Source organism: Psychrobacillus lasiicapitis, from assembly GCF_006861795.1.
Taxonomy (GTDB): Bacteria; Bacillota; Bacilli; order Bacillales_A; family Planococcaceae; genus Psychrobacillus; species Psychrobacillus lasiicapitis.
Window position 1 is genome coordinate 84643 of the sequence record NZ_VDGH01000007.1, and the last position, 26207, is coordinate 110849.

Consider the following 26207-nt stretch of genomic DNA (forward strand, 5'->3'; position numbering starts at 1 on the left):
AATAATTCCTTAAGCCCATGAAAAGATAAGGTACCTACTGTACTAGTGAGGGTATATCTAGGTTTTTATGGGAAGGAAGAGCAATCATGAAATGGGTTAGGAAGTATTTACAAACTTCGACAAAGGAGTATAATATGTAGGTGATACAAAACAACCATAATTTATCAAAAAAACAACATTGCACAAAAAGCCAAGTGATTAATATATATTTAGTTATGAGGAGGAAATACTATGCCAAATATCGGCGTACCAGGTTTAATAATTATTTTAATAATTGCTTTAATCGTTTTTGGACCAAAAAAATTACCTCAATTAGGTAGAGCAGTGGGACAAACTTTAAAAGAATTTAAAAATTCGACGAAAGACATTGTGGATGATGTAGCGGAAGAATTTAAATTAGATGATAATGAAATAGATACAAAAAAGAAAATATAATATGAAAAGCCAACTATTATTTGTTAAATAGTTGGCTTTTCGCATATTTAGTAAACGCCAAATCAGACTATGGATTGCTGATTTTCTCACTTCTAAAAAACTTAACTTTTTACACGGAAAGAAGAGGGTATAGCAGGTTGTGCTCCCATTTGGGTAACAACGTATGCGGATAATTTCGATGCATATAAAATACTGTCCTTTATGGAGCTTCTTTGGCATAGTCCTACAGCTAAAGCACCATTAAAAGCATCCCCAGCACCAGTCGTATCTTTTGCAACCACTTTGTTTGCTTGCACATATCCATGCTCAAAGTGGTTCATGTAATAAGCGCCTTTAGCACCTAGGGTTACTACTACTGCTCCTACACCTTTTTGTAGTAGTGAAGAGCAAGCTTGAAACAGTTCTTCTTCCGTTTCTGTTTTCATCCCTGTTAGTATTGCTAATTCAGTTTCATTTGGTGTTAGTATAGAGATTTTACTCAATAATGAATCGCTAATTTGTTGAGCGGGAGCAGGATTTAAAATAATTGGTACGCCATTTTTGGAAGCAATGTTAGCAGCAGTTTCGACTGCTGACATAGGAATCTCCAATTGTAGCAGAAGGACTTCGCTTGAGACTATTCTTTCTGCATGTTGCTCTATTTGTTCTGGTGTGACGAGAAAGTTTGCACCTGGAAAAAGAATAATCGAGTTTTCGCCCGAATCTGCCAATTGGATAATTGCTTGTCCTGTAATACCTACGTTTTGCACTGCGGCAATATTTACACCTTTGTCTTGCAAATTTTGCTTTATCTGCTCACCAAAATCATCTGCACCAACATTGCCGATGAAGTGAACCATTGCTCCTAGTTGACCCGCAGTTACAGCTTGATTTGCTCCTTTTCCGCCGAAGAACAATTCATGTTTTGTGCTATGTAATGTTTCACCAGCTGCTACAATATGTGGCACTAGATAAACAAGGTCGATATTGGTGCTTCCTACGACTGTGATGTTCATGTTTTTCTATTCCTTTCATGGACTACAAGGTACTTTAATCCGCACTCATTTGTTTTACAGCATGGAAAAATTGCTCCACAAACTTTTCTCTATTGATTGTATGCAATACTTTCATATTATGTGGAAGTCCAGTTTGTTGCGCATAATCTACAATTGTAGTTCCAGCAGTATATTTTCCTTCTAATTCAACTGCAACGTGACAGTTATCCCCTTCAAAAAGCTCGGGTGTTAGTACATAAGACACTGCACACAAATCATGTAAGTGTATTTGGTTTTCAAAATTAGGTGCATGAAATGCAGTTTGCTTAGCTGAATGTATGTAAAAGCGAAGCATTTGACTAACTTTTGAAGCAAAGTCAGAGCCTATTGCTTCCATTTCATTTATCTCTTCTATTGTAACGTATGCTTTATGCGTCACATCCAAACCGCTCATGACAATTGGAATGCCTGAACGGAAGACAATATCTGCTGCATGTGGATCGACGTATACGTTAAATTCTGCAGTGGGAGACATATTTCCTCCAACAGCAGCCCCACCCATGTAGGAGATATATTTAATTTTCGATTTTACCTCTGGATGTGCTAATAGTAATGCACCGACATTTGTTAAAGGACCGGTTGCGATAAGTATTATTTGTTCATTGCTAGATAATAGAGTTTCTTTCATGGCTTCAATTGCTGGACGATTACTTACTTGAATAGTTGGTTCTGGAAATTCGACATTGCCAAGTCCATTCTCGCCATGCACTTTATCGGCAATTTCAAGCTTGCGGAAAAACGGTTTATCGAGACCTCTTGCAATTTCTATATTTTTTTTCATATAGCTCGTAAAGGTAAGTGCATTGTGAATCGTTTTTTCTTGTGTTTGGTTGCCTGGCTCTGTTGTGATTAGTTTAATATCTAGTTCCGGATGTGCAAAAGCAAGCGTTAATGCCATTACGTCATCTATTCCTGGATCACAATCGATAATTACTGGTATTGTCATTTATCTACACCTCTTATTTAAAATGTTCCATGCTTTCACTGATTATAGTATGTGCAAAGACTACTTCTTCAGAAAATGTGCAATTTAGGTACAACTACAGAGTCAATTGCTAACCTAAATATTTAGAGTATTGCAGGCGATTACGTTTGTCAATTTATTTTCTGGTATTTCACGACCATAAAGAAAAACAGACCAATTCATTAAGAATTGGTCTTCTTTTTATAGTTGAACATTGGAATAGATAGTTTGTTCATATGGAAAGTACGAGTGAAAAATCCGTCTGAAGTTCAGTACAACTAGAACTAGTACGCCAAAAGTTGAATTCTATACTACTAATAAAAATTTATAAAATATTTACTTGACGTATTGCTGACATATTCATTAGTTAAAGTATGTTTATCAGCAAGTTAGTTGATCTATTCCAAAGCGTTTCAAATCTAAAAAAGGAGTGTATTCATGCCTATTCATACATCATTTAATCCGAATGGTAGACAAGAACTGAAATATGGCATCACATATATAGATTATATGTTATTAAAAAATAGACTGAAATATGTGATGAGTTTAGATACTCATTCTGGTCCAACAGGAAAATATTTAATTCGTTCGTGTTATTTTGATAACTTTGAAAACAAAGTAATGAACGAGAAAAAGGAAGGCTATTTAACTAGAGATAAATATCGCGTTCGTATTTATGGAAAAAGTGATGGGATTATTAATCTTGAACGGAAAAGTAAGCGTAATAATCTAACTTTTAAATCTAAGTGCAATATGACGAGGTCAGAATTTGAAAAAATTCGTATCGGTGATATTCAGTGGATGGAAAAAGATAATCGCCCGTTAATTTGTGATTTGTACTCAGAAATGACTAGAAACTTAATTAAACCTATGGCAGTAGTAGATTACGAAAGAGAGGCTTACGTTTATTTATACGGAAATGTAAGAGTGACGTTTGATAGTAAAGTGCAAACAAGCATACGGAATACGGATATGTTCAATAAGCATTTACCGATGGTAGACGTACTTGATCCGACAGAGGTCATTTTAGAAGTAAAGTTTGACGAGTACTTACCGGATGTTGTGAAAATGATGCTTCAAGGTATTCATACGAAACATGAGGCTTATTCCAAATATCAGTTAAGTCGTATGTATATATAAGGTGAATATTCAATCAGTTGGGGGTTCTTCATCCCTAGCGAGATAAAATTAGGAGGAAATAAAATGGCAACTTCAACAACTTTTACAGATATTTTCAAATCAAGCTTTATAGAAAAAACAACTACCTTTTCATTAACTGATTCACTAATAGGTCTGATATCAGCATTTCTATTGGGGATAGTTATTTATATAGTTTATAAGAAAACATTTAATGGAGTAATTTACTCCCATACATTCAATATCTCACTGATGATTATGACAATGGCAACATCACTAGTCATCATGGGTATCAGTCAAAATGTTCTATTATCACTTGGTATGGTTGGAGCGTTATCGATCGTTCGTTTCCGTACGCCGATTAAGGATCCAATGGATTTAGTTTACTTATTTTGGTCAATAATTGTCGGAATTTTATGTGGTGCAGGTTTTATCCTACTAGGAATCCTTGGCACAATCTTAATAAGTTTGGTCATTATCCTATTTGCAAATAAAATTGTAGTTGAAAATCCATATTTATTAGTTGTGAAATTTGCGAATGGTGAAGCAGCAGATTCTATTGATCAACTATTAAAAAATTCAACGAAGAAATATGCATTAAAATCAAAATCTCATATTTTAGAATATGAAACGGAAGTAACGTATGAAATACGTGTGAAAGAAAATGATACAAAAGTAGTTTCCGATATTTCACAAGTAAAAGGTGTTTCTTCAGCAGTAATGCTAAGCTACGATGGTAATTTTACAGCATAGTTGAAAACAAAGGTCTGTAAAATTACAGGCCTTTGTTTTATAGGAGGTAATAGGATGAAGAAAAAAATAGTACTACCATTAATATTATCGGTAGTTTTGATTGCAAGTGGATGTAATGAAAAGAGGAGTACAGAGAAATCAGTGGATACGGAAGCACTAATTTCTCAATATGTAGATTATGATTCAGAAGATTACTATACTCCCTGGGAAGAAGATATATTTACCAAAATAACTTTAAATAATGAGGCAACAACATTTGACGGCTCTGGTGGCGTTATTATAAATGGGCAAAATGTAGAGATTCATACATCAGGTACTTATGTATTAGAAGGAACCCTCTCTGATGGTCAAATTAAGGTTAATACAGAGGATACTGGAAATGTACGCTTAATATTAAATGGTGTAGAGATTACTTCATCTACTAATGCAACAATTGATATCGAGCAATCAGATAAAACGATTATCTCACTTGAAAAAGGTACAGAAAATAATTTAACTGATGCAACATCCTATGTTTATGAAGATGAAGCAAATACAGAAGTCGGGGCGGCTATTTTTAGTAAGGATGATTTAGTCATCAATGGAATCGGTACATTGACGGTTAATGGTAAATACAAAGATGGAATAACGAGCCGTGATGATTTGATTATTACAGGTGGTACTATTAATGTAACTGCAGTCGATGATGGTGTTATTGGTCGCGATGTATTTGCAATGTCTAATGCTACGGTTAATATAACTGCAGATGGCGATGGTGTGAAATCATCCAATGATGAGGATGATGGCCGAGGAAATATTGTTCTCGAAAGTGGCTATTTAACAGTGGTAGCACAGGGTGACGGCATACAAGCCGAAAAGGAAATTATAGTAATCGATGGGGAGTATTCCATTAAAACAGGTGATGGAAGTCCAGAGGTTGTGTCTTCATCAGAATCAGGCATGGGAATGGATGGTGGCCCAGGTGTAGGAGCGCTGCCAGAAATGGGGATGGAATTCAGTTCAATGACAGATGACGAAGTAGAGGCATTTGTTGAGAATATGGAAAGTATGAATTTCCCGATTGATATTTCAACTGAAATTGAAGGCATGACAACAGAGGAGATTCGAGCGTATTTAACAACGACTTTAGAATCTATGAGGCCACCAGGCGGTGGTGGAATGGATCGGCAAAATTCAGAAGGTAGTGAATTACCTGAAGATGGACAACTTCCTGATGAAAGTGCTGAACAAAATACTCCACCAGAAAGAAATTCAGATTTTAAAGCTCCAGAAGAAAGAAATACAGAAGATAATAGCACCAGTACTTCAAGTGTTGATACTACCAGTCAAAAGGGAATAAAAGCAGGAACAAATTTAAATATCGTAGGTGGCACAATCACAGTTGATACAGTGGAGGATGCACTGCATAGTAATGGAGATTTAACCATTCAAGGTGGAGAAGAAACTCTTTCAACGGGTGATGATGGTATACATGCGGATGGTAATGTGTTCATTGCTGGTGGTGATATTAAGATATTAAAAAGCCTTGAGGGTATAGAAGGAACTAATATTGAAATTTCAGATGGTTCCATTCATCTTAAAGCAGCAGATGATGGAGTCAATGTAAATGGTGGTAGTAGTATGAATGAGATGTTTGGGACTTTTAATCGAACCCCAACTTCAACAGAGACTGAGGAAATGGCTGAAGATGTCTCTACAATAGAGGATGGCCTGCTTACTATTTCTGGCGGATATCTATACGTCGATGCAGATGGTGATGGATTAGATTCTAATACGAATATTACGATGACGGGTGGTACCGCTATCGTTTATGGTCCAACTGAGAATATGAATGGGACATTAGATTATGATGGAACATTTTTAATGCAAGGAGGAACATTAATAGCTTCTGGTAGTGCTGGAATGCCGTTAGGTGTATCTGATGGCTCAACACAAAATACGATTATGATGACATTTGATGAGACACTTGAAGCAAACACACCTGTTACTGTAACAAATAGTGATGGTAAACAAATTATCACGGTTGCACCTGAAAAAAATTATCAAATGATCGTAATTAGTTCTCCAGACTTCGAGTTAAATGAAGAAACAACTTTAAATCATGGAGGTACTGTAACAGGTGAAGTTGTTAATGGGGTCTATACGAATGCAAATACCACAGATCCAACAAGTAGTGTGACCTATTCACCCACAACAGTCATGACTTATTTAAATAGTAGTGGAGTGACAGAAGAAGGCTCATCTACGATAGGAGGTGGAATGAGAGGTAATATGCAGGGTGGAGGTGGTTTTGGTAGAGGCCAAGAGCGACAACAACCTGACAAAACAGAGGATGCTACAAATGAGTAGTTCAATGTAATTTCAGTTTCATCTATACTAATGTTTTCACGAGAAAACAGCCTTCCCAGTCGAAAGTTTCGACTGGGAAGGCTTTTCTTTTTGGTATATAAGCTGCCAACTTGCGGAATTCAATGTATGTAAATAATTTAATTTGGTGAGATTCCGGCCGACATTTATCTGACTTAAATAGGTGGTATAATGTAAAAAATGAAGAAACTCTTAGTTAAGGGTGTGCTAGGCGGATGAAAAAAATATTAATAGTCGAAGATGAGTTTGCCATTAGCCAAGTACTGAAAGCGTATTTAACGAAGCAAAATTATGAAGTAGTACAGTGCTACACTGGCAGTGAAGCAATCGAGGTATTTGAAAAGGAGTGTCCTGATCTAGTACTGTTAGATATAATGCTTCCTGGAAAAAACGGCTGGGTTATTTTAAAAGAAATTCGTTCTCTAGGGAGTTGTCCGGTTATTATGTTAACTGCATTGGGAGATGTTAACTTTCGTCTAGAAGGCTTTGGCGAAGGTGCAGATGATTATATTTCAAAGCCATTTATTGCTGATGAAGTAGTGGCAAGAGTGAAGGCAGTATTGCGAAGGGTATCTAGTGAAGAACCATTAACTATGAACTTTGGTAAGCTTCATATAGATTTTATTGGTCATTCTGTAAGGTTAGATGGGAAAGAAATATTTCTCACACCAAGGGATTTGTCAGTATTGCTTTTTTTGGCTAAGCAACCGAACCAAACATTCACTAGAGATCAATTAATTGAACATATTTGGGGATGGGATTACGACGGAAGTGATCGAGCAGTTGACTTATCTATAAAGCGTCTTAGAAAAGCACTAGCTGATTGGTCGGCAGATGAAGGTGAGATTAGGACATTACGAGGATTGGGGTATCAATTCAATGTTAGGCAAAAATAAGAGAGTGACTCTGTTGTCGTATTGGACAAGTAGATATTTATTAACATTAATAATAGGATTGTTAATAATCTCTTTTATTTCAGCATTATGGATAAGACATACTACACTTGAAAATCGTTTGGAAATGATGGAGTTTATGGCAGAAGAGATGGTAAATCGGATTACTGATGTAAGTATGCCTGGAATTCCTCCAAATGAAAGAGTGCCAGATTTTGCTGAAGATCGATTCAGGATACAAAATATTAACCCATCCATGTACATAGTCAACACGGATGGAAAAGTAATATCAAGTAATTTACCCTTAAAACAAGGGGAGCAAAGGATATTTAGTCAGTTAATAAGTGGAAAAGATGAGATTGAAACATTTACTTCTTCCGAAAATAACCAAAAATATTATTCGGTAAAAAAGAAAATTGTGATAGATGATGAGCTTATTGGCTGGATATTGATGGTTGAGTCGAAAGATAAATTAACGATGGTCAAACAAGAGTATGGTCAACTCGCTATATTAATAGTTGGACTTGCATTGCTTGGCTGGTGGGCTATATATTTTCTGTCGAGAAGATTAGCGCATCCGATAAAACAAGTGGCAGAAGCAGCTAAACAAGTACAAAGTGGTAACTATGAAATCAATTTATCTGACCACATTAAGGAAAAAGAAGTATACGAGCTTGTTTCTTCATTTAAACAAATGGCAGGTCGGTTAGAGCAATTAGAAAAAACAAGAACTGAATTATTAGCAGGCGTAACACATGAACTGAAAACACCAGTAACGTCGATTAGTGGATTACTGCAAGCGGTAAATGATGATGTCGTTACTGAACAAGAAGCGGAAGAGTTTATTCGAATGGCGCTTGTTGAAACGACCAAGATGAAAACGATGGTCGGTGATTTACTAGCATTCAACTCTTTTGCAGTAGGTGCGGTGCCTGTGGAAATCTCTCGGCTAGATGTTGATAATTTTATGAAAGATTTTACTACTCAGTGGAAAGTGATACAGGAGCAATCAGATGTAGTGGTGAAACTACAATTACTTCATAAAAAAGTAATGATTTCTGCTGATTTAGTTCGTTTACAACAAATCATGACCAATTTATTAACAAATGCAGAACAAGCAATATCGGGGATAGGTGAAATAACAATCTCGCTTTCTGAAAAAGGACAGTATGTATCTGTACTCGTTAAAGATTCAGGCTCTGGAATACGAATTGGAGAGCAAGCTTTTATCTTCGAGCGGTTCTTTAGAGGAGAAAATAAAAAGTACGGCATTCGCGGACTTGGTCTAGGATTACCTCTGAGTAAAATGATGGCACAATCGATTAAAGGTGATTTATATTTAGTTGAGAGTACAGAAAAAGGCACATGCTTTGAATTGCTATTACTAAAAGAAGGCTAACGATATTCCGTAGCCTTCTTTCTTTATATTTAATTTTTAATTTGCATAATAATACATCAACCAGTTAAAAAATCAAAAGAGAAATCAGGAGAGAATAGTGCAAAAGGGGAGAAATATGGTATGATAAAATTAGTAACTGGTACTAATAATAGGTATAGTATATTAGCATAATAAAATGGAGGTTCATATGAAAGACTTAATCCAATTAAAAGATAAGAATATTGTAGTTATGGGAGTTGCCAACGAGCGTAGTATTGCATGGGGAGTAGCAAAATCCCTATTTGATGTTGGGGCAAACGTTATTTTTACGTATCGGAAAGAACGTTCGTTAGGAAAAATTGAAAAAGCATTAACAGACAATAATCTAGAAGCAAGATTGGTCGTAGAATGTGACGTTAATAGTGATGACAGTATTAAAGCGGCTTTCGAGAAAATTGGAAGCGAAGTAGGAGTAATTCACGGAGTTGTTCACTCTGTAGCATTCGCCCATGCTGAAGACTTGAAAAACGATTTCCTTCAAACAACTAGAGATGGGTATGCATTCGCACAAGATACAAGTGCGTATTCACTGATCGCGGCAGCTCGTGAAGCAGCACCGTTTATGACAGAAGGTGGTTCCATTGTAACGATGACTTACCTTGGAGCAGAGCGTGTATTAGAAGGCTATAATGTAATGGGAATCGCGAAAGCATCACTGGAAGCGTCTGTTAGATATTTGGCGCTAGATTTAGGTAAACAGAACATTCGTGTGAATGCTGTTTCAGCAGGAGCAGTACGTACACTAGCTGCAAAAGGGGTGTCTTCTTTTAACACGATTTTGCATAAAATCGAAGAAACTTCTCCACTAAAACGAAATGTAACGGCAGAAGAAGTGGGAGATATGACAGTGGGGCTTCTAGGAAACTTATCTAGAGGTGTAACAGGAGAAGTCGTTTACGTGGATTCTGGTTACAATATTATGGGCTAATCAGTTAATCATAAGAAAAATTTTTAGTAAAACTTCCCCGTAAATGTTAGATAAAAATCTAATATTTACGGGTTTTTTATGGTTATATTTATAGTAACAAGAAATAAGTATTGAATTTATAAAGAAATAGTCGGCCCCTTTTTAATATAAGGAATATCCTATTTTATCAATGGAACATCTCTTTTAAATATATGTATATTCATGAGCAGTAAGCTTAAAATCATCAATGGCATCCCGATAACTATTCCTAAATGGAATGGTTCCTGCAAAAAGAAAATCCCTAGAACGATTGTGACAAAAGGACTGATAAAAGTCACCATAGATGCAAGAATAGGTCCTCCAATTGAAATGATTTGATAAAAAATAACATAGCCAAGCCCGGCGCACAGGCAACCTAATATGAGAAGTGGTATGATTATTTCCCAAGCTACTAGGTGTTTAAAAGCATACGGTTCCATAAAGACACTAATAATACCATTTATTATGGCCGAGATAAGGAGTGTCCAGAAACCTAAGAGAATGGTAGGGATACTTGTATAATACTTTTTTATCCATATGGAATTTAATGCGTATGCCATTGTAACAGCGAACATAAGAAAAGCATGGAAAATGGAAAATTGAACGCCAGTAGATTGACTAGAAAAAAGTATTAACACGGAAACTGCTACAAATCCTATTAGCAGGCTGGTCGTTTGGTTCCAAGAAGGTTTTGTTTTTAGAATAATTATAGAAAATAATAAAGCAAATAAAGGTGTGGTAGCGTTTAATATTCCGCTTAAGCTTGTGTCAATTCCTTGAAGAGAGAAGGCCATAATATTCCAAGGGATGGCCGCACCTAATGCTAGAACAAATACAAAAAAAGGACGAACTTTTAGATGCATTCGATTTTTTTTTAGTAAGACAAACGGTAAAAGAGCAACTAAACCAAATAAACAGCGAAAAAAAACAATAGTAGGCGGCTTAAAAACATCTAAAAGTTCTTTTGTCCACATAAATGCCGACCCCCATAAAAAACTGAGAATGAATAAATAAATAATCGATTTCATTATTTATTTACTCGAAAAGAATGGGGAATGGCAGGTTGTGCACCCATTTGTGTAACAACAAATCCCGCAATCTTTGATGCATATAGAATACTTTCTCGTAATGAGTTTCCTTGACGCAAACCTACTGCTAAAGCACCGTTAAATGCATCACCAGCGCCTGTTGTATCTTTTACCTCTACTTGGTTTGCATGTACATAACCATGATCAGTGCTATTCATATAATAGGAACCTTTTTCTCCTAATGTTACGACTATCGATCCTACTCCTTTTTGGATCAATAGAGAACAAGCTTGGAATAGATCCTCTTCAGTGTTTGTTTTTAAACCAGTTAGAATTGCGAGCTCTGTTTCATTTGGTGTTAATATGGAAATTTTACTTAGTAATTTTTCGTTTATTTGTTGAGCAGGTGCCGGATTTAAGATGATATGTACTCCTTTTTGTGAAGCAATCTCTGCAGCGACTTCGACCACGGGTATTGGGATTTCCAATTGTAAGAGAAGAACGTCACTTGCTTCTATTCTGTCTTTTGCTTCATAGATTTGTTCCCTTGTAACAAGAAAGTTTGCTCCAGGAAATAGCACGATAGAATTTTCTCCCGAATCGGCGACTTGAATAATTGCTTGACCAGTCAAGCCGATTTCTTGAACAGCGGTGGTCTTTACTCCTTTATCTTGTAAGTTTTGTTTTATTTGTTCTCCGAAATCATCTGCTCCGACGTTGCCTATAAATTCGACATTGGCACCTAATTGACTAGCGGTTACCGCTTGATTGGCACCTTTTCCTCCAAAAAACAGTTTATGTTCAGTACTGTGTAATGTTTCTCCGGCTTTCACGATATGTGGTACCGTGTATACAAGGTCTATATTTGTACTGCCTACAACAGTGATGTTCACGTATTATTTCACTCCTTTCATAAACTGCGCTGTGCTAAAATTGCTTCGATTAATTGCTGCTTTGATAAAATGCCTGGAGAGAAATCAAGTAATTTTGCCATTTGGGCAACAGCGGGAGGTTTTAACATACTTTTTTCTAAAACTTCCGTATTATAAAAGACTTTTTGTGCATTTTCATCGGCTACTAATTGTCGGTTTGCCATTACAATAATGCGTGTAAAATAGTCTGTTACAAACTCCATATCGTGCGTAATTGTAATAACAGATTTCTGCTTTTCTTCTAACACTTGAAGTAGATTCCCTAAAACTTGTAAACCAATTTTATCTTGTCCAGCAGTAGGTTCATCCAAAATGATAATATCTGAATCCATAGCTAATACCGATGCTATTGTTACAAACTTTCTAACAGAGTAAGGTAAGTTATAAGGATTTTCTTCTGCGAACTCAGAGATTCCACATAATTTCAGCGCCCAATCAGTAAGTTCATTTACTCGTTCAGGTTCAAATCCCATGTTTTTAGGACCAAAACGAACTTCAGATTCTACATCATTATGGAATATTTGATCATCCGGATTTTGGAAAACATAGCCTACTTTTCTTGAAACTTGTGCTGTTGTGTGATTTTTTGTATCCCAATCACCTACTAGAACAGAGCCTTCTGTAGGTTTTAATAATCCATTCATTAACTTGACTGCTGTCGTTTTTCCTGCCCCATTTTGTCCTACAATGGCCACACGTTCTCCAGATGTGACAGAGAGTGTAAGGTTTTCTAGCGCCTTTGTTCCATCTGGATATGAAAAGCTCACATTAGTTAGATGAAGTTCAGTCATGTGCAGCTACCTCCGTTCTATTTAAAGCATCGGCTAGTTCTTCATCACGAATTGGTAGGAAGGAAAGGGGGATACCTGATTGCTGTAATTGAAGAGCAATTTCTGTAACATGTGGATATTGAATTTGATATTTTTCAAACTCAGGATCCGCAAATACTTCACGAACAGGGCCTTGCATAACAAGTTCTCCTTTATGCATGACAAGCAAATCATCCGCATATTCTGCGATCAGATCCATCTTATGTTCTACTAAAACAATTGTCTTTCCACGCTCTTTCATCAGCCGTATAATTTCAAATATTTGTTGTGTACCAATAGGATCGAGTTGAGAAGTTGGTTCATCTATTACTAAAATTTCTGGATCCATTACAATAATAGACGCAAGGGCTACTCTTTGCCTTTGTCCACCTGAAAGTTCAAATGGATTTTTGTCTCTTAAATATTCGATTTTGACAAGTTTTAGTACTTCCTCTACTCGAATTTTAATTTCTTCGACCGGTATGCCTAGGTTTTCTAAACCGTACGCTACTTCTTCAAATACATTGTCTTTTACTCCCGACACTTGAATAAATGGATTTTGAAATACATATCCTACTTTTTCTCCAAGTTGCCCTAATTGGTAATCTGTTATTTTTGTTTGATCGATTATTACTTCTCCATCTAAATCTCCCTTATAAAAGTGGGGGACAAAGCCTCGTATTGTATTACATAATGTTGTTTTTCCAGAGCCATTATTGCCTATAATTGCAGTGAATTTTCCTTTTTCAATTGAAAATGAAATATTTTTTAACACGGAGTCATCGCTGACTGGATAGCGGTAAGATACATTTTTTAAATCAATCATAGCTGTCATAAGAAAAACCTCCATACAATTAGACCAATAACAACCAATGCAAAGACAATTGGAAGAGCTCGGTCCATGTTACTTTTCGATAGTTGGTGTAAGCTTGTTTTTTTGACGGGAGCAGAAAATGCCCTAGATTCCAATGTAATTGCTCTCTCTTCTGTTCCTGCGATAGAAGATAAGATAAGCGGAGTTAGCGTTGGTATAAAAGCTTTAGCACGTACAAATATGGAACCTTCCGTTTCGACACCACGTGTTTTTTGCGCTTCCATAATGGTATTTGCTTGGCGACGCATTTCTGGAATGATTTGAAGGGTTGATAATACGACATATGCTCCCATTGGTGGCAATCCTATATCTTCTAATGATTTCACGAAATCACGTACTTCTGTCATTCGGAAAAATAGAATAAAAGCAGATCCAATTGCAAGAATCCGGGATGTGAGTAATAGACCATATTTTATTCCTTCTTGTTTTATTTCAAAGATGCCCCATTCCCAAAGCACATTTTCCCCAGGATAGAAAAACATTTGCATAATGAAGATGAAGATTAAAACAGTAACCAAAGCTTTAATAACGATATTGAGGAACTCTTTTGCAACACCGGCAAGCATTGCTATTAGTATTAAAATAGGGAAGATGGCAAAAGAAAATATATATCCAGGCGATATGAGCACTACCGCAAAGATAAAGAGAGTGAAATAGAACTTTGTCATAGGATGAAGTTGAAGTAATATATTTTGTTTCAAGTTACATACGCCCCTTATAAAAATAATTTCTTCCCGTTCAAGAAATGAATAGTTAAACGGGAAGAATAAGAATTATTTTCTGTTATTTCGTTTCATGTACAAGTCCCCATAATTCATCTTGGATAAATAACGATCTGACATGGCTTTTACGATAAAGTAAACGATTAAAACAGAAACAACTTTGTCTGCAACCTCTGTGATAAAGCTAGAAGAGAAGACTGCGGACCATAATTCCTGTCCTGACGCTAAGAAAGCTGCAGTAATAAGGGATGAAGTATTTCCTGTTACTCCACCAAAGACAAACACCGTGATAGGTGCTGAAACAATAACTGCTATAAAAGTAATAATGATTCCAGAAATAATTGTTTTTGGTACACTTTTGAAAAAACCGTATTTAGAAAGGTAACCTGCACCAACCCCAATTGCTATAGAAGTTAATGCGTAAGGAAAATAAACAGGATTAAAAATACCGTTAATTAAATTTGTAATAAGTCCTGTAAGTAGAGCAACCCAAGGGCCTGCAATAACCCCAACTATAATTGTGCCAATCGTATCTAAGAATATTGGTAAGCGAAGTACATTAGCTAACTGAAATCCTACTAGGTTCACTGCTACTGCAATCGGAATTAACAGCATTGCCATCATATTAAAATCATCTTTAAAGCTGCGTTTCATGAATTTTCCCCCTTTGCTTTTTTTAACCAATTTGTCGGCTCATTGTTTGAACGGCACTCAGAAATTGTTCAACAAACTTCTCTCTGTGAACCGTATGTAATACTTTCACATTATGCGGAAGCCCAGTTCGTTGTGCATAGTCTACGACAGTTGTTCCAGTTGTCAACTTGCCCTCCAGCTCGACTGCTACATAACAGTCATCCCCTTCAAATAATTCAGGTGTCAAGACGTAAGATACTGCACATAGATCATGTAAACGTATATGATTTTCAAAGCCATCCTCATGAAATGCCGTCTGTTTAGCTGCGTGGACATAAAAACGAAGCATCTGAACAACTTTTTGTGCAAAATCAGAGCCAATTGCTTCGATTCGATTGAGTTCTTCTTTTGTGACGTATGCTTTATGGGTTACGTCTAATCCGCTCATAATAATTGGAATGCCTGAACGGAAGACAATGTCTGCAGCGTGTGGATCGACGTACACATTAAATTCTGTAGTTGGAGTCATATTTCCACCTACTGCGGCTCCACCCATATAAGAAATGTATTTAATTTTTGATTTTATTTCTGGATGCGCTAGGAGTAGGGCACCGACATTTGTCAAGGGTCCTGTCGCAATGAGAACGATTTGTTCATCACTAGATAAGAGTGTTTCTTTCATTGCTTCTATTGCGGTTCTATTACTTAATTGGATAGTTGGTTCTGGAAAATGGACATCCCCAAGTCCATTGTCTCCATGTACTTCATCGGCGATTTCAAGCTGACGGAAAAAAGGATTATCTAAACCTCTAGCAATCTCGATATCTTTTTTCATATAACTAGTAAAAGCAAGTGCGTTGTGAATTGTTTTTGCTTGTGTTTGGTTTCCTGGTTCTGTTGTGATGAGTTTGATGTCTAGTTCGGGATGAGCAAAGGCGAGTGTTAGCGCCATTACGTCATCTATTCCAGGATCACAATCGATAATTACTGGTATTGTCATGTGTTTACACCTCATTGTAATTTTTTGTGCTTTCTCTGATTATTAAAGTAGGTTCAAATATTACACCTTCCGAAATCTCACCTTCTATTTTGTTAATAAGTAGGTCTATTGCTTTTCTCCCCATTTCATACGTATTTTGCCTAACTGTAGTTAACTTTGGGATTAATGCGGTTACTAATGGAATATCATCAAAACCAACTATGGATAGTTGATCGGGTATTTGAATTCCCATTTCATGTGCAGCTTGGTAAATACCACAGGCCATTAAGTCATTACTAGCAAAAATAGCGGTCACCGTATTATCCCGTAGAAACTTTTTTGCTACACGATAAGCAGTATCCATTTGAAAGTCGCCAACTAAAATGGAGGATGCAGGAAGATCTACAGTAGCTTCCTTTAGAGCTCGTTGAAACCCAGAAAGTCTTTGTTTGGAATTTTGAATTTCTCTTGGTCCCGTCATACAGGCAATTTGAAAGTGACCTAAATCTGTCAGGTGTTTCCCTGCTAGGTAACCACCTTTTTCATTGTCTAAAAACACACCTGAATAATCGGTTCCATCTTCTCCACGGTCAAATAGTACATAAGGAATTTTGCCATTTTGTAACTGATTTTTACTAGTCTTTGATAAACGATCCTTACTAGAAAGTAATATGCCATCTACTTGTTGCTCTTTTAACAAGCGTATATAATTTTCTTCTTTCCCGGATTGATCGTCTGAATTACAAATAATGAGACTATATTGCCTATTGTTTGCTTCATCTTCTGCACCCCTACAAAGTTCAGGAAAGTAGGGGTTGGTAATATTTGGGACTATTAATCCGAGCATATTGGAGCGTTTTGTTACTAAACCACGAGCTAACTTATTTGGTTGGTAATTTAGCTCTTCCATTACTTTCAAGACTTTCTCCCGAGTTTTTTGGGTCATTCCGTCTTCCTTATTGTTTAATACTCGTGAAACTGTTGTGATTGAAACACCTGCCTCCCTAGCTATATCCTTGATTGTTAACTTTTCCATCTATAATCACCTGTTCCTACTTGTTAGGAAAACGTTTTACGAAAACGTTTTCTCTAATTGTTATTCAGAATATTGCAAACGGTTTCATTTGTCAATTGAATTTTCAAAAATATTAAAATAAAACAATCTATTGTATTAGTTAAAGGCAGTTTCTAATGATAGAAATAGTATCTTAGCATAATAAAAAATAGATCAAAATGAAGAGTACATTATGAAAGGGGAGTTCCGTTGTAACGATGACTTACTTAGGGAATGCAATAATGTAGGGGAATGCAAATAAAACAAGCTATCTCCGGAAATTTTTTCACGGAAATAGCTTTAGAAAATGCAAATTCTTTTCTTTTTTATTATATTCTTTCCTCTAATTATTTTACTAGATTTCTACTTTTTCTTCTTCCAGTGCTGACTGTGCTAACTTTTTTATCGTCATATCATCCATTGGTGGATTATGTAAGCCAGCTCGAACATCTCGGTAATAGCGCTGCAATGGATTTGTTCGTTGCAAACTTTTTGCACCGACTAAGCGCATTGCTTTATCAACAATCGTGATAGCTGAATTCGTTACGACATGCTTCGCAACTGATACTTCATTTGCTAGTAAATCTCTGGAGGCTTCGTTGTCATAAGCAGCAGCAGCTCCGTAAATGACAAAACGTGCTTTCGTCAGCTCCAGGTCAATTTCCCCTACTAACTGTTGCACATTTGGTAGCTGTGCAATTGTTCCATTTAAACTATTGGGAGAATGCGTGTTAGCAAAATGAACAGCATAGTCACGAGCAGCTTGAGCGACCCCTAAATAAGTAGCAGGAATATGGAGTAACCATCCGTTCACTTTACCACCGCTTACTAATTCAGGAAGTTCCACTAAGTCAGTTTGGTCGACCACTACATTTGTAAGTACTAAATCATTACTACTTGTACCGCGCATAGAAATAACATCCCATGTTTCTTCTATGGAAACTCCTTCTATATCACGGTGAATAAGAAAAAATCCAACCTTTTCTTTTTCTTCAATCCATGCAGAAGTTAAAAAGTAAGTGAGTACTGGAGAAGCTGTGGTGAATATTTTTCGGCCATTCAGTATCCAGTTGTCTCCATTTTTAATAGCTGTTGTTCCTGGACGACCACCACGTGTTGGACTTCCCGTTTGTGATTCACTAACAGATCGATTTATGAGCGCGCCATTCAAAACTTCTTTAGAAAAGAACTCCAATTTCTCTTTAGTCCAAAGCTTTTTCTCAAAAAGGTCACCGATTACACCCAAGCTCCAGCCTACCGATAATGCAGTGTTTGCATCATAGCATGCCAATGTCTCTTGTAGAAGCACCATATCATAAACAGAAAGTCCCTCACCGCCATATTCTTTAGACAATGTTATGCTCGTATAACCCAGCTTCACTAAGTCTTCTATATTTTCTTTTGGGAAAATGGAAAGTTCGTCAATTTCAGCTGCTTTACTTGTAAATTTTTCTTCTAATCTTGCCAAATTATTGAGCCAATCTTGTTGTTTCTTATTTTGTACAAATAACCTTTTCATAATTGCTAATCTCCTTTTAAATTTAATCCTATTTATATATGTATTAAACTTATCGATTGCATTGGAATGAGTCTACCTTTATCAGAAAAAGAAGTCAATTATAATACTGATTATTTTAGTAGGAATTATATGATATGGGAATCCATTTACAGCTATTACCTCGCATTTTTACCTAATTTTCTATAAATCTCTTACTTCTTACTCAAAATAATGTTTTTTAAAAGAGCTATAGGGTAGTAGTAATACAGAGGATTAGTAGCAAATAAAGAGGAGGAACCAGGTTGGATAAAAAAGTGAATGCAAACAGCAAAAATGAACAGTTAGAACAGTTTCGTGCGAATGATAAAGACAAAGCAATGACTACGAATCAAGGCCTAAAAGTTTCAGAGGATGAATTTTCTTTAAAAAACGGTGAACGAGGTCCTACTCTTTTAGAGGATTTTCATTTTCGTGAAAAAATGACCCATTTTGACCATGAACGTATTCCGGAACGAGTAGTACATGCAAGAGGATATGCTGCTCATGGAGAATTTGAATTATATGAATCGATGCACACTTATACAAAAGCGAAATTCTTACAAACCCCTGGAACGAAAACACCAGTTTTTGTAAGGTTTTCAACAGTAATTGGTTCACGTGGATCTGGGGAACTCGCACGTGATGCACGTGGATTTGCGACAAAGTTTTATACGGAAGAGGGTAACTATGATTTAGTAGGAAATAATATTCCTGTTTTTTTCATACAAGATGGCATCAAGTTCCCTGATTTAGTCCATGCCATGAAACCAGAGCCACACAATGAAATTCCACAAGCAGCAACTGCACATGATACTTTTTGGGACTTCATAGCTAACAATCAAGAATCTGCCCATATGATCATGTGGGCAATGTCTGATCGGGCAATTCCAAGAAGCTTTCGAATGATGGAAGGATTCGGAGTTAATACCTTCCGATTCGTTAATGCAGAAGGTAAGTCTCATTTTGTAAAATTTCATTGGAAGCCTGTTTTAGGAGTACACTCTGTTGTTTGGGATGAAGCACAAAAATTAAATGGTAAAAATCCTGATTTCCATAGACAGGATTTATACGAAGCAATAGCAAGCGGAAACTATCCGGAGTTTGAATTAGGCGTCCAAATGATCGAGGAAAAAGATGAGTTTAAATTTGATTTTGATATTTTAGACGCTACAAAACTATGGCCGGAGGAAGAGGTACCGGTAAAAATTATTGGTAAAATGACCTTGAATAGAAATGTAGACAATGTTTTTGCAGAAACGGAGCAGGTGGCATTTCATCCTGGAAATGTAGTGCCGGGTATTGATTTTACTAATGATCCGCTCTTACAAGGAAGATTGTTCTCGTATACAGATACACAATTAATCCGACTCGGTGGCCCTAACTTTCATGAGCTTCCGATTAACCGACCAGTTTGCCCATTTCATAATAATCAACGAGATGGATATGGCAGACAAACGATAAACGTTGGACAAGTAAGCTACCATAATAACTCACTTGCGGGTAATACACCTTCCCCAGTTAGCGAGGAAGAAGGTGGTTACACACATTATCAGGAAAAAGTCGATGGTCACAAAGTTCGTGCTCGAAGCGAAAGCTTTAAGGATCATTTCTCTCAAGCAACTATGTTTTGGAACAGTATGAGTGATCCTGAGAAACAGCATATTATCAATGCATTCAGTTTTGAGCTTGGCAAGTGTAAAGAAAAGACTGTTCGTGAGCAAGTCGTAGAAATGATTATGAATGTAGATGTAGATTTAGCATGTCAGGTGGCTAAAAACTTGGGAATTACTATTCAGGCGACTAATATACCTACTAATAGCAAGGTCTCTCCTGCGTTAAGTCAATCCAATTCTGCCAAAAAACCAGATACTCGCAAAATTGCAGTACTCGTTTCAGAAGGGTTTGCTGGAGAACTGATTGCTACGTTAGACGCTCTGAAAGCGAAAGGGACAATGATTGAGACAGTAAGTGATCATCTAGGAGCGATTAAAGGGGCTGATGGCTCTCTATTAGAAGCAAATCATACTTTCTCTACTGCAGATTCTGTATTATTTGATGCAGTGTATGTCGCAAGTCCACAAGGTACAACACCGACATACCAAAAAGAAGCGGCCTACTTTGTGAAAGAAGCATACGCACATTTCAAGCCGATTGCTGCATCGTTTTATGGAGGCCAATTGCTTGATGAGCTTGGTTTAAAAGGACAGGCTGGTGTAATAACGGAAGAAACGGAAAATAGTTTTGTAGAAAGTTTCATCTATGCAATTGCTGAACACCGTTTTTGGAATCGAGCTGTATAAAAATAGTAAAAGGCATGCCTTCAACACAAGTGGCATGCCTTTTTCTGATTTATTTACTTTTTGGCGAGTCGTGGCCATATAAAATATGAAATGGAGATGACAAAGTCAATTCCAAGAATCAGTCCCCAAAGTTTTAATGTACCCCATAAAACCTCAGACTTTGAGTTGTCATCCATGATGTAAATTAAAATGAGTAGTATGATTCCACCAATGATGTAAGCAAGTAAATGCTGAAAAGATCCTTTTAATGACTCTCTTGCAAACTCCATTCCTGTTTTCCGTACAGGTTTAGTTCCTTCTTTTTGAACATAGTATCGAAACCGTATATCTGCCCAGCGAATCATGCTTTTTCCAAACGCAATGGAAGAACCGAGATAAACAGCTGCGATAGCATGTGCTAAAGTTGCAGTTGCCCCGTTATATAAATCTATAGATGTGATTGCAAGTAAGATCAAATCGATTACGGGTGTTAATGCAAGAAAAAATAAACCAAGACGTTCTTTTTTTACTATATATCTAGTTATGAGGCCTAGTAAAATAACCACCCAAAAGCCAACTTCACAAGCGATTATCGTCCATGCAATAAAATTCAAAACAACACCTCTTTCAAGAAAATAATCACCATTTTATAAAGTTAATCGAATCAGTCATCCAACTTCGGGCTCTAGTAAAGAGGTCAATTTTTTAAACATTAAAAAGTCCTCATCTGAAAAGTCATCTAGCTTAGTTAAAAGCTTCTCATACTCCACCGAGTCCAATTTTTTATGATATTCATACACTATTTTTCCCTTTTCCGATAGTTCAAGGATGACTTCTCGATTATCTTTTGGATTTTTATTTTTAATAATCATCCCCTTTTTAGAAAGTTTATCTACCATTTGAGAGATAGCACCTTTTGTTTTTTTCGTGAGTTCTGTAAGTTCTGTAGAAGTGGTTTGTATTTTGTTCCCGATTAAATTAATTGTATGTGCCTCAACCATGTAAAGTTCATCTTCCGTACCATACTTTCTAGGTACGCTTTCATACGAAGCGATTTTCCTAGAAATCTCGTATAGTGATTCCATTAGTTCGCTGAAAACTTCTTCTCTAGTCATAATTCTCCTCCCAAAGATTTTCGTGATTTCTTTGTAACATATTATGACTATTGTAACATGAGAGCAATTTGACAAGTAGGTTAGATACTATAAACTAAATTATCTGATTAGTTAAAAAATATAATTGACGTTACATTGTTTAGGTGCTAAACTACTTTTAAGTCATTGACTGTTAGCAATATATGAAGAGAAGGGGGCAGTTTAAGTGAGATATAACTTTGATGAAATTGTAAACAGAAGAGGAACCTACTCTCTTAAATGGGATGGAGGAGAAATGATTAAGGAAATGGGATTGACTGAAAGATACGATGATAACACAATTCCTTTATTTACAGCAGACATGGATCTACCGGTACCACAGCCCTTAATAGATGCTTTGCACAAAACGGTTGATCATAAAATATTTGGTTACTCTGTACTTCCAAATAAGTATTATGAATCGATTCAGCATTGGTTCAAAAAGAGACATGACTGGGAGATAAAAAAGGAAGAAATCGTTTATAGTCCAGGCACAGTTCATGCTTTAAATGTGGCTGTAAAAGCTTTTACGAACCCAGGGGATGGTGTTATCATTCAACGTCCAGTGTATCCACCTTTTACTTCAGCGATAGAAGGCAATGGAAGAAAAGTTGTGAATAATTCGCTTAAAAACGACGAAGAAGGCTATTATTCCATTGATTTTGAGGATTTTGAAGCGAAAGCAAAGGAAGAAAATACGAAACTATTCATCTTATGTAACCCTCACAATCCAGTAGGAAGAGTTTTTAATAGAGAAGAGCTTCACAAACTTGCTGTTATATGTGCAGAAAATAATGTGTTGATAATCGCAGACGAAATTCATGGAGATTTAATGAGACGTGATCAAACATTTATACCAATAGCAAAAGTAGCTGAGGATGTAGGTCATATTATTACCTGTACCGCTATTAACAAAACATTTAACGTAGCAGGGCTTCATTGTACTAATGTGATTATTTCAAATCCAGAGCTTCGAAACACATTTAGTGAAGTAATGGGCTTTCAACTTGCATCGCCATTTACGATAGCTGCACTTATAGCGGTATATAACGAGGGAGAAGATTGGTTAGAGCAACTGAAAGAGTATATCGATGAGACAATCGAGTGGGTAGTCAATTTCTTAGCTGAAAAAATGCCGCAAGTAAAAGTGAGAATTCCAGAAGGTACGTATGTTATGTGGCTGGACTTTAGTGCTTATGGACTTTCACCGAAAGAAGTACATGACCGAATTTACAATAGGGCTAATGTAATTCTAGAGGATGGAAGTATGTTCGGAGAAGAAGGTTTATCCTATCAAAGAATTTGTCTTCCGTCGCCAAGGTCTGTTATAAAAGAAGCATTTGAAAGAATTGCAAAGGAATTTGAGGATGTTCATGTAGATATAAGAGTGAAAAGTGTAATCTCTTAAAATACAAAGTTAAAACTATAAAATGCAGCTTTCACAAAGGGGTGTAATAAATGGCGAATCAAGAGGCAAATTTAAAGAAGGTACTAGGTCTAGGAGATGTAATGAGTATCGGTGCAGGACAAATTATCGGTGCTGGAGTTATGGCGTTAACGGGTATTGCAATAGGAATGACAGGTAGCGGAGTAACTTTAGCATTTGTTATTTCTTCCGTGTTTACATTATTTATGGTACTACCAATAGCTGTTATGGGGTCAGCTATTCCAACAACAGGGGGATTATATAGATATACTAGTAGACTTTTATCTCCTAAAATAGGATTCTTTTGGCTAACGTTATTTATACTTGCGCAACTTACACTAGCGATGTATTCCATATCATTTGCAGAATACGTGCAAGGCTTGGTTCCGTCTGCCCCACTTAAGTTGGTAGCGTTTACACTTCTAACTGTGTTTTTTATAGCGAATCTGGTTGGGGTAAAATTTGCAGCACTTGTCGAGAAGTTTATGGTAATTATTTTGCTTGTAGCATTAATAGTTTTTGTTGTATGGGGTATGCCAGAGGTAAATTATGCTGTTTTCAATACGGGAGAAATGTTTCCGAGTGGATTCGTAGGATTCTTTATGGCAGTAGGGTTGCTTTCATTTGCTACAGGCGGTGCACAAGTTGTAGCGGAGCTTGGTGGTGAAATGAAGAACCCAGGAAGAGATATACCATTAACCATTATAGTAACTACATTGGCTATAGGGTTGTTATACGCATTTATGGCTACTATTGCAGTAGGTGTATTACCAATTGTTGATGTCGCTAATATGCCTTTAACAGATGTTGCAAGAACAATACTCCCAGGGCCACTATTCATTTTCTTTATGGTTGGTGGGGCTATGTTTGCACTAGCAACGACTTTAAATGCGACGCTTTCATGGGTTACAAAAGGGATAATGATCGCATGTGAGGATGGATGGTTACCAAAATCACTAGGAAAAGTGAATAAAAGATTTGGGACACCACACTGGTTGTTAACTCTATTTTATATTATTGGTGTTATACCAATAGTTACTGGGTTATCCCTTGGATTAATATCCGCATTAGGTACAGGGGTTTTTCTACTCTCCAATATCATTCCTGTATTTGCGGCAACCAAATTGCCGAAGAAATATCCAGAACTTTATAAAAGAGCACCATTTAAATTATCGCCTCTGGTTTTAAATACAATTGTATATATCGGAGTAGCTTTGTTATTATTCCAAGGATATTTATTAATGTCTTCCCTATTTTACAAAATTATTATTGGGGCGGTCGTTTATATGGCTGTTGCAGCGACTTATGTAATTATTGTTGGAAATAATTCGAAGTATGGACTTAATAAACCACTTCATTTTGAAAACGAACCGGACAGTAATTTTGGTAATGATCCGAGTATTAAGCTAGAGACAGCTGCAACTTTAGGAGAAGCTATTCCAGTAGCAAAGCCTAGTACACAACTGGATTAATAATGTATGATTTGAAAATCTAAAAAAATGGAGGCTATAAAATGCCAATGGATAGTTTATATGTAAAATCTAATGCTAAACGATTAACGGAATTAGGAAAGCTCGCTCCAGAAACATTTAAAGCATTTGTAGCATTCGACCAATTAGCTTTAGCAGATGGACTTATTCCAAAAAGAACGAAGGAATTAATTGCTATAGCAGTTGCACATGTGACCGGCTGCCCTTATTGTATTGAAGCCCACGTAACTGCAGCAAAAAAATTAGAAGCATCCAAAGAAGAGATACTAGAAGCGGTGATGGTTGCTACTGCTTTAAAAGCTGGTTCCGCCCTTGCTCATGGATTAAATGGGCTAAATGCGTTTGACGGTACAGACGATGATGAACTATACAAAAGATCGAATATGGCAAGATTTAAAGAATTGGGGGGAGCCAATCCTGACGCCTTCAAGGCATTCAATAAATTTGATATGGAAGCGATGAAACCAGGATTAATAAGTCAAAAAGATAAAGAACTAATGGCGATTGCCGTTGCGCATGTAACGGGTTGTGCGTACTGCATTGAAGCGCATACGCAAAAGGCAAAACAATTAGGTATTTCTCTAGAAGAAATCACTGAATCTATTTTTGTAGCTACAGCTTTAAAGGCAGGCTCGGCCTTGGCTCATAGTGTAAATGCTCTAAATGCATATGAAGGGTAAAAATGAAGAAGAATATTGCTATTCGTCTGGAAAAAGCTCAGTCCTTCTGTGTTAATTGGAATAATTCATTATTATGGGAAATCAAAATTTTCTTTGTTATTTAGAAGTTGACTATTTAAAACTTTTTGCATATACTAAACAACAAAATAAATTATGAAGTGTTAATAAGCGAAGAAAAGGACATGAATCATTTTCATTTCTTATTAGAGAATAGGGTCTACGGCTGAGAGCCCTTAAGAAAAACAAGTGATTTACCACCTTGGAGCTATTGTGGGGAAAGCAAACTGTGCGATTATCCACAATCGGGAGAACCGTTATCTTGTATGAGCGCAATACAATTCTTTGTGTTGCAAAATTAGGGTGGAACCACGACCACACTCGTCCCTTTACCGGGGATGGGTGTGGTTTTTTTGTATTTAAAATTAAATAATTTAGCTGAGAAAAGGACATGAATCATTATCATCTCATTCAGCAATACATTGAATAAGATGATAGCCTCCGGCGGTTGTCACAGATTTTGTAAGGAATACATCGAGTAAGCTCGATGCAAAACCTGGACGTAAATACGCCAAGGCTAATTTGATTTTTCTTATTAGAGAACAGGGTCATAGGCTGGAAGCCCTTAAAGAAAAACGAATGATTTACCACCTTGGAGCTATTGTGG

At 36.5% G+C, this 26207-nt stretch carries 24 protein-coding genes and 1 other annotated feature; of the genes, 11 read left to right on the top strand and 13 right to left on the bottom strand.

Annotation, left to right across the window (positions count from 1 at the left end):
* Positions 1 to 231: 231 nt before the first annotated feature.
* On the top strand, positions 232 to 435 hold the full coding sequence (tatA, locus tag FG382_RS12735) for a twin-arginine translocase TatA/TatE family subunit (RefSeq protein ID WP_142539268.1): 204 nt from the start codon (positions 232 to 234) through the stop codon (positions 433 to 435).
* A 101-nt stretch (positions 436 to 536) separates the two neighbouring features.
* On the opposite strand, the gene rbsK (FG382_RS12740) is transcribed toward tatA, so the two are convergent.
* Together rbsK (FG382_RS12740) and FG382_RS12745 are read right to left on the bottom strand one after the other, a co-directional pair.
* Positions 537 to 1430, bottom strand: a complete 894-nt coding sequence (gene rbsK / locus FG382_RS12740) for a ribokinase (RefSeq protein ID WP_142539269.1) — start codon at positions 1428 to 1430, stop codon at positions 537 to 539.
* 34 nt (positions 1431 to 1464) lie between these two features.
* Complete coding sequence (locus FG382_RS12745; protein ID WP_142539270.1) at positions 1465 to 2415, bottom strand: nucleoside hydrolase; 951 nt, start codon at positions 2413 to 2415, stop codon at positions 1465 to 1467.
* Positions 2416 to 2871: 456 nt separating this feature from the next.
* On the opposite strand from FG382_RS12745, the gene FG382_RS12750 reads away from it, so the two are divergent.
* The 6 genes from FG382_RS12750 to fabI all read left to right on the top strand — a co-directional run bounded on the left by FG382_RS12750 (position 2872) and on the right by fabI (position 9949).
* Positions 2872 to 3573, top strand: coding sequence for a polyphosphate polymerase domain-containing protein (locus tag FG382_RS12750; protein WP_142539271.1), 702 nt, complete (start codon positions 2872 to 2874; stop codon positions 3571 to 3573).
* A 63-nt stretch (positions 3574 to 3636) separates the two neighbouring features.
* The gene (locus FG382_RS12755; protein WP_142539272.1) at positions 3637 to 4323 is read left to right on the top strand and encodes a DUF4956 domain-containing protein; all 687 of its coding nucleotides are present in this window, start codon (positions 3637 to 3639) and stop codon (positions 4321 to 4323) included.
* Between the two features lie 54 nt (positions 4324 to 4377).
* Complete coding sequence (locus FG382_RS12760) at positions 4378 to 6672, top strand: carbohydrate-binding domain-containing protein (protein ID WP_142539273.1); 2295 nt, start codon at positions 4378 to 4380, stop codon at positions 6670 to 6672.
* 233 nt (positions 6673 to 6905) lie between these two features.
* Positions 6906 to 7586 carry a response regulator transcription factor gene (locus tag FG382_RS12765; protein WP_142539274.1) on the top strand — a complete coding sequence of 227 codons (681 nt, stop codon included), beginning with the start codon at positions 6906 to 6908 and terminating at the stop codon, positions 7584 to 7586.
* A gap of 4 nt (positions 7587 to 7590) precedes the next feature.
* Positions 7591 to 8982 carry a HAMP domain-containing sensor histidine kinase gene (locus FG382_RS12770; protein ID WP_308421267.1) on the top strand — a complete coding sequence of 464 codons (1392 nt, stop codon included), beginning with the start codon at positions 7591 to 7593 and terminating at the stop codon, positions 8980 to 8982.
* 187 nt (positions 8983 to 9169) lie between these two features.
* Complete coding sequence (gene fabI, locus FG382_RS12775) at positions 9170 to 9949, top strand: enoyl-ACP reductase FabI (RefSeq protein ID WP_142539276.1); 780 nt, start codon at positions 9170 to 9172, stop codon at positions 9947 to 9949.
* Positions 9950 to 10107: 158 nt separating this feature from the next.
* Here the strand turns inward: fabI and FG382_RS12780 are convergent, their stop codons facing one another.
* The 9 genes from FG382_RS12780 to FG382_RS12820 all read right to left on the bottom strand — a co-directional run bounded on the left by FG382_RS12780 (position 10108) and on the right by FG382_RS12820 (position 18517).
* Positions 10108 to 10995 carry a DMT family transporter gene (locus tag FG382_RS12780; protein WP_142539277.1) on the bottom strand — a complete coding sequence of 296 codons (888 nt, stop codon included), beginning with the start codon at positions 10993 to 10995 and terminating at the stop codon, positions 10108 to 10110.
* Positions 10995 to 11888: a ribokinase gene (gene rbsK / locus FG382_RS12785; RefSeq protein ID WP_142539278.1), complete on the bottom strand. Its 894-nt coding sequence runs from the start codon at positions 11886 to 11888 to the stop codon at positions 10995 to 10997. Before rbsK (FG382_RS12785) ends, FG382_RS12780 begins: the two co-directional genes overlap by 1 nt.
* A 17-nt stretch (positions 11889 to 11905) precedes the next feature.
* Complete coding sequence (locus FG382_RS12790) at positions 11906 to 12718, bottom strand: energy-coupling factor ABC transporter ATP-binding protein (protein WP_142539279.1); 813 nt, start codon at positions 12716 to 12718, stop codon at positions 11906 to 11908.
* Positions 12711 to 13571: an energy-coupling factor ABC transporter ATP-binding protein gene (locus tag FG382_RS12795; protein WP_142539280.1), complete on the bottom strand. Its 861-nt coding sequence runs from the start codon at positions 13569 to 13571 to the stop codon at positions 12711 to 12713. The genes FG382_RS12790 and FG382_RS12795 overlap by 8 nt, the downstream gene beginning before the upstream one ends.
* The gene (locus FG382_RS12800) at positions 13568 to 14311 is read right to left on the bottom strand and encodes an energy-coupling factor transporter transmembrane component T family protein (RefSeq protein ID WP_142539281.1); all 744 of its coding nucleotides are present in this window, start codon (positions 14309 to 14311) and stop codon (positions 13568 to 13570) included. The genes FG382_RS12795 and FG382_RS12800 overlap by 4 nt, the downstream gene beginning before the upstream one ends.
* 72 nt (positions 14312 to 14383) lie before the next feature.
* On the bottom strand, positions 14384 to 14986 hold the full coding sequence (locus FG382_RS12805; protein ID WP_142539282.1) for an ECF transporter S component: 603 nt from the start codon (positions 14984 to 14986) through the stop codon (positions 14384 to 14386).
* A 22-nt stretch (positions 14987 to 15008) separates the two neighbouring features.
* A complete protein-coding gene (locus tag FG382_RS12810; RefSeq protein WP_142539283.1) occupies positions 15009 to 15965 on the bottom strand; it encodes a nucleoside hydrolase in 957 nt (318 codons plus the stop codon).
* Between the two features lie 4 nt (positions 15966 to 15969).
* The gene (locus tag FG382_RS12815) at positions 15970 to 16980 is read right to left on the bottom strand and encodes a LacI family DNA-binding transcriptional regulator (RefSeq protein ID WP_142539284.1); all 1011 of its coding nucleotides are present in this window, start codon (positions 16978 to 16980) and stop codon (positions 15970 to 15972) included.
* 373 nt (positions 16981 to 17353) lie between these two features.
* Positions 17354 to 18517 (bottom strand): acyl-CoA dehydrogenase family protein, encoded by a 1164-nt coding sequence (locus FG382_RS12820; protein ID WP_142539285.1) that lies wholly within the window; start codon positions 18515 to 18517, stop codon positions 17354 to 17356.
* Between the two features lie 281 nt (positions 18518 to 18798).
* Here FG382_RS12820 and FG382_RS12825 point away from each other — a divergent pair, with 281 nt between their 5' ends.
* On the top strand, positions 18799 to 20835 hold the full coding sequence (locus FG382_RS12825) for a catalase (RefSeq protein WP_142539286.1): 2037 nt from the start codon (positions 18799 to 18801) through the stop codon (positions 20833 to 20835).
* A gap of 53 nt (positions 20836 to 20888) precedes the next feature.
* Here the strand turns inward: FG382_RS12825 and FG382_RS12830 are convergent, their stop codons facing one another.
* Positions 20889 to 21428: a hypothetical protein gene (locus tag FG382_RS12830; protein ID WP_142539287.1), complete on the bottom strand. Its 540-nt coding sequence runs from the start codon at positions 21426 to 21428 to the stop codon at positions 20889 to 20891.
* Positions 21429 to 21482: 54 nt separating this feature from the next.
* Entirely contained in the window at positions 21483 to 21929 is a 447-nt protein-coding gene (locus tag FG382_RS12835; protein ID WP_142539288.1) for a MarR family winged helix-turn-helix transcriptional regulator, read from the bottom strand.
* A gap of 205 nt (positions 21930 to 22134) precedes the next feature.
* On the opposite strand from FG382_RS12835, the gene FG382_RS12840 reads away from it, so the two are divergent.
* The 3 genes from FG382_RS12840 to FG382_RS12850 are packed head-to-tail and all read left to right on the top strand — an operon-like array spanning position 22135 to position 25543.
* On the top strand, positions 22135 to 23355 hold the full coding sequence (locus FG382_RS12840; protein ID WP_142539289.1) for a MalY/PatB family protein: 1221 nt from the start codon (positions 22135 to 22137) through the stop codon (positions 23353 to 23355).
* Between the two features lie 50 nt (positions 23356 to 23405).
* Positions 23406 to 24845 carry an APC family permease gene (locus tag FG382_RS12845; RefSeq protein WP_142539290.1) on the top strand — a complete coding sequence of 480 codons (1440 nt, stop codon included), beginning with the start codon at positions 23406 to 23408 and terminating at the stop codon, positions 24843 to 24845.
* 41 nt (positions 24846 to 24886) lie between these two features.
* Positions 24887 to 25543 (top strand): carboxymuconolactone decarboxylase family protein, encoded by a 657-nt coding sequence (locus tag FG382_RS12850; RefSeq protein ID WP_142539291.1) that lies wholly within the window; start codon positions 24887 to 24889, stop codon positions 25541 to 25543.
* A 162-nt stretch (positions 25544 to 25705) separates the two neighbouring features.
* Positions 25706 to 25932, top strand: a binding site (T-box leader).
* Positions 25933 to 26207 lie beyond the last annotated feature (275 nt).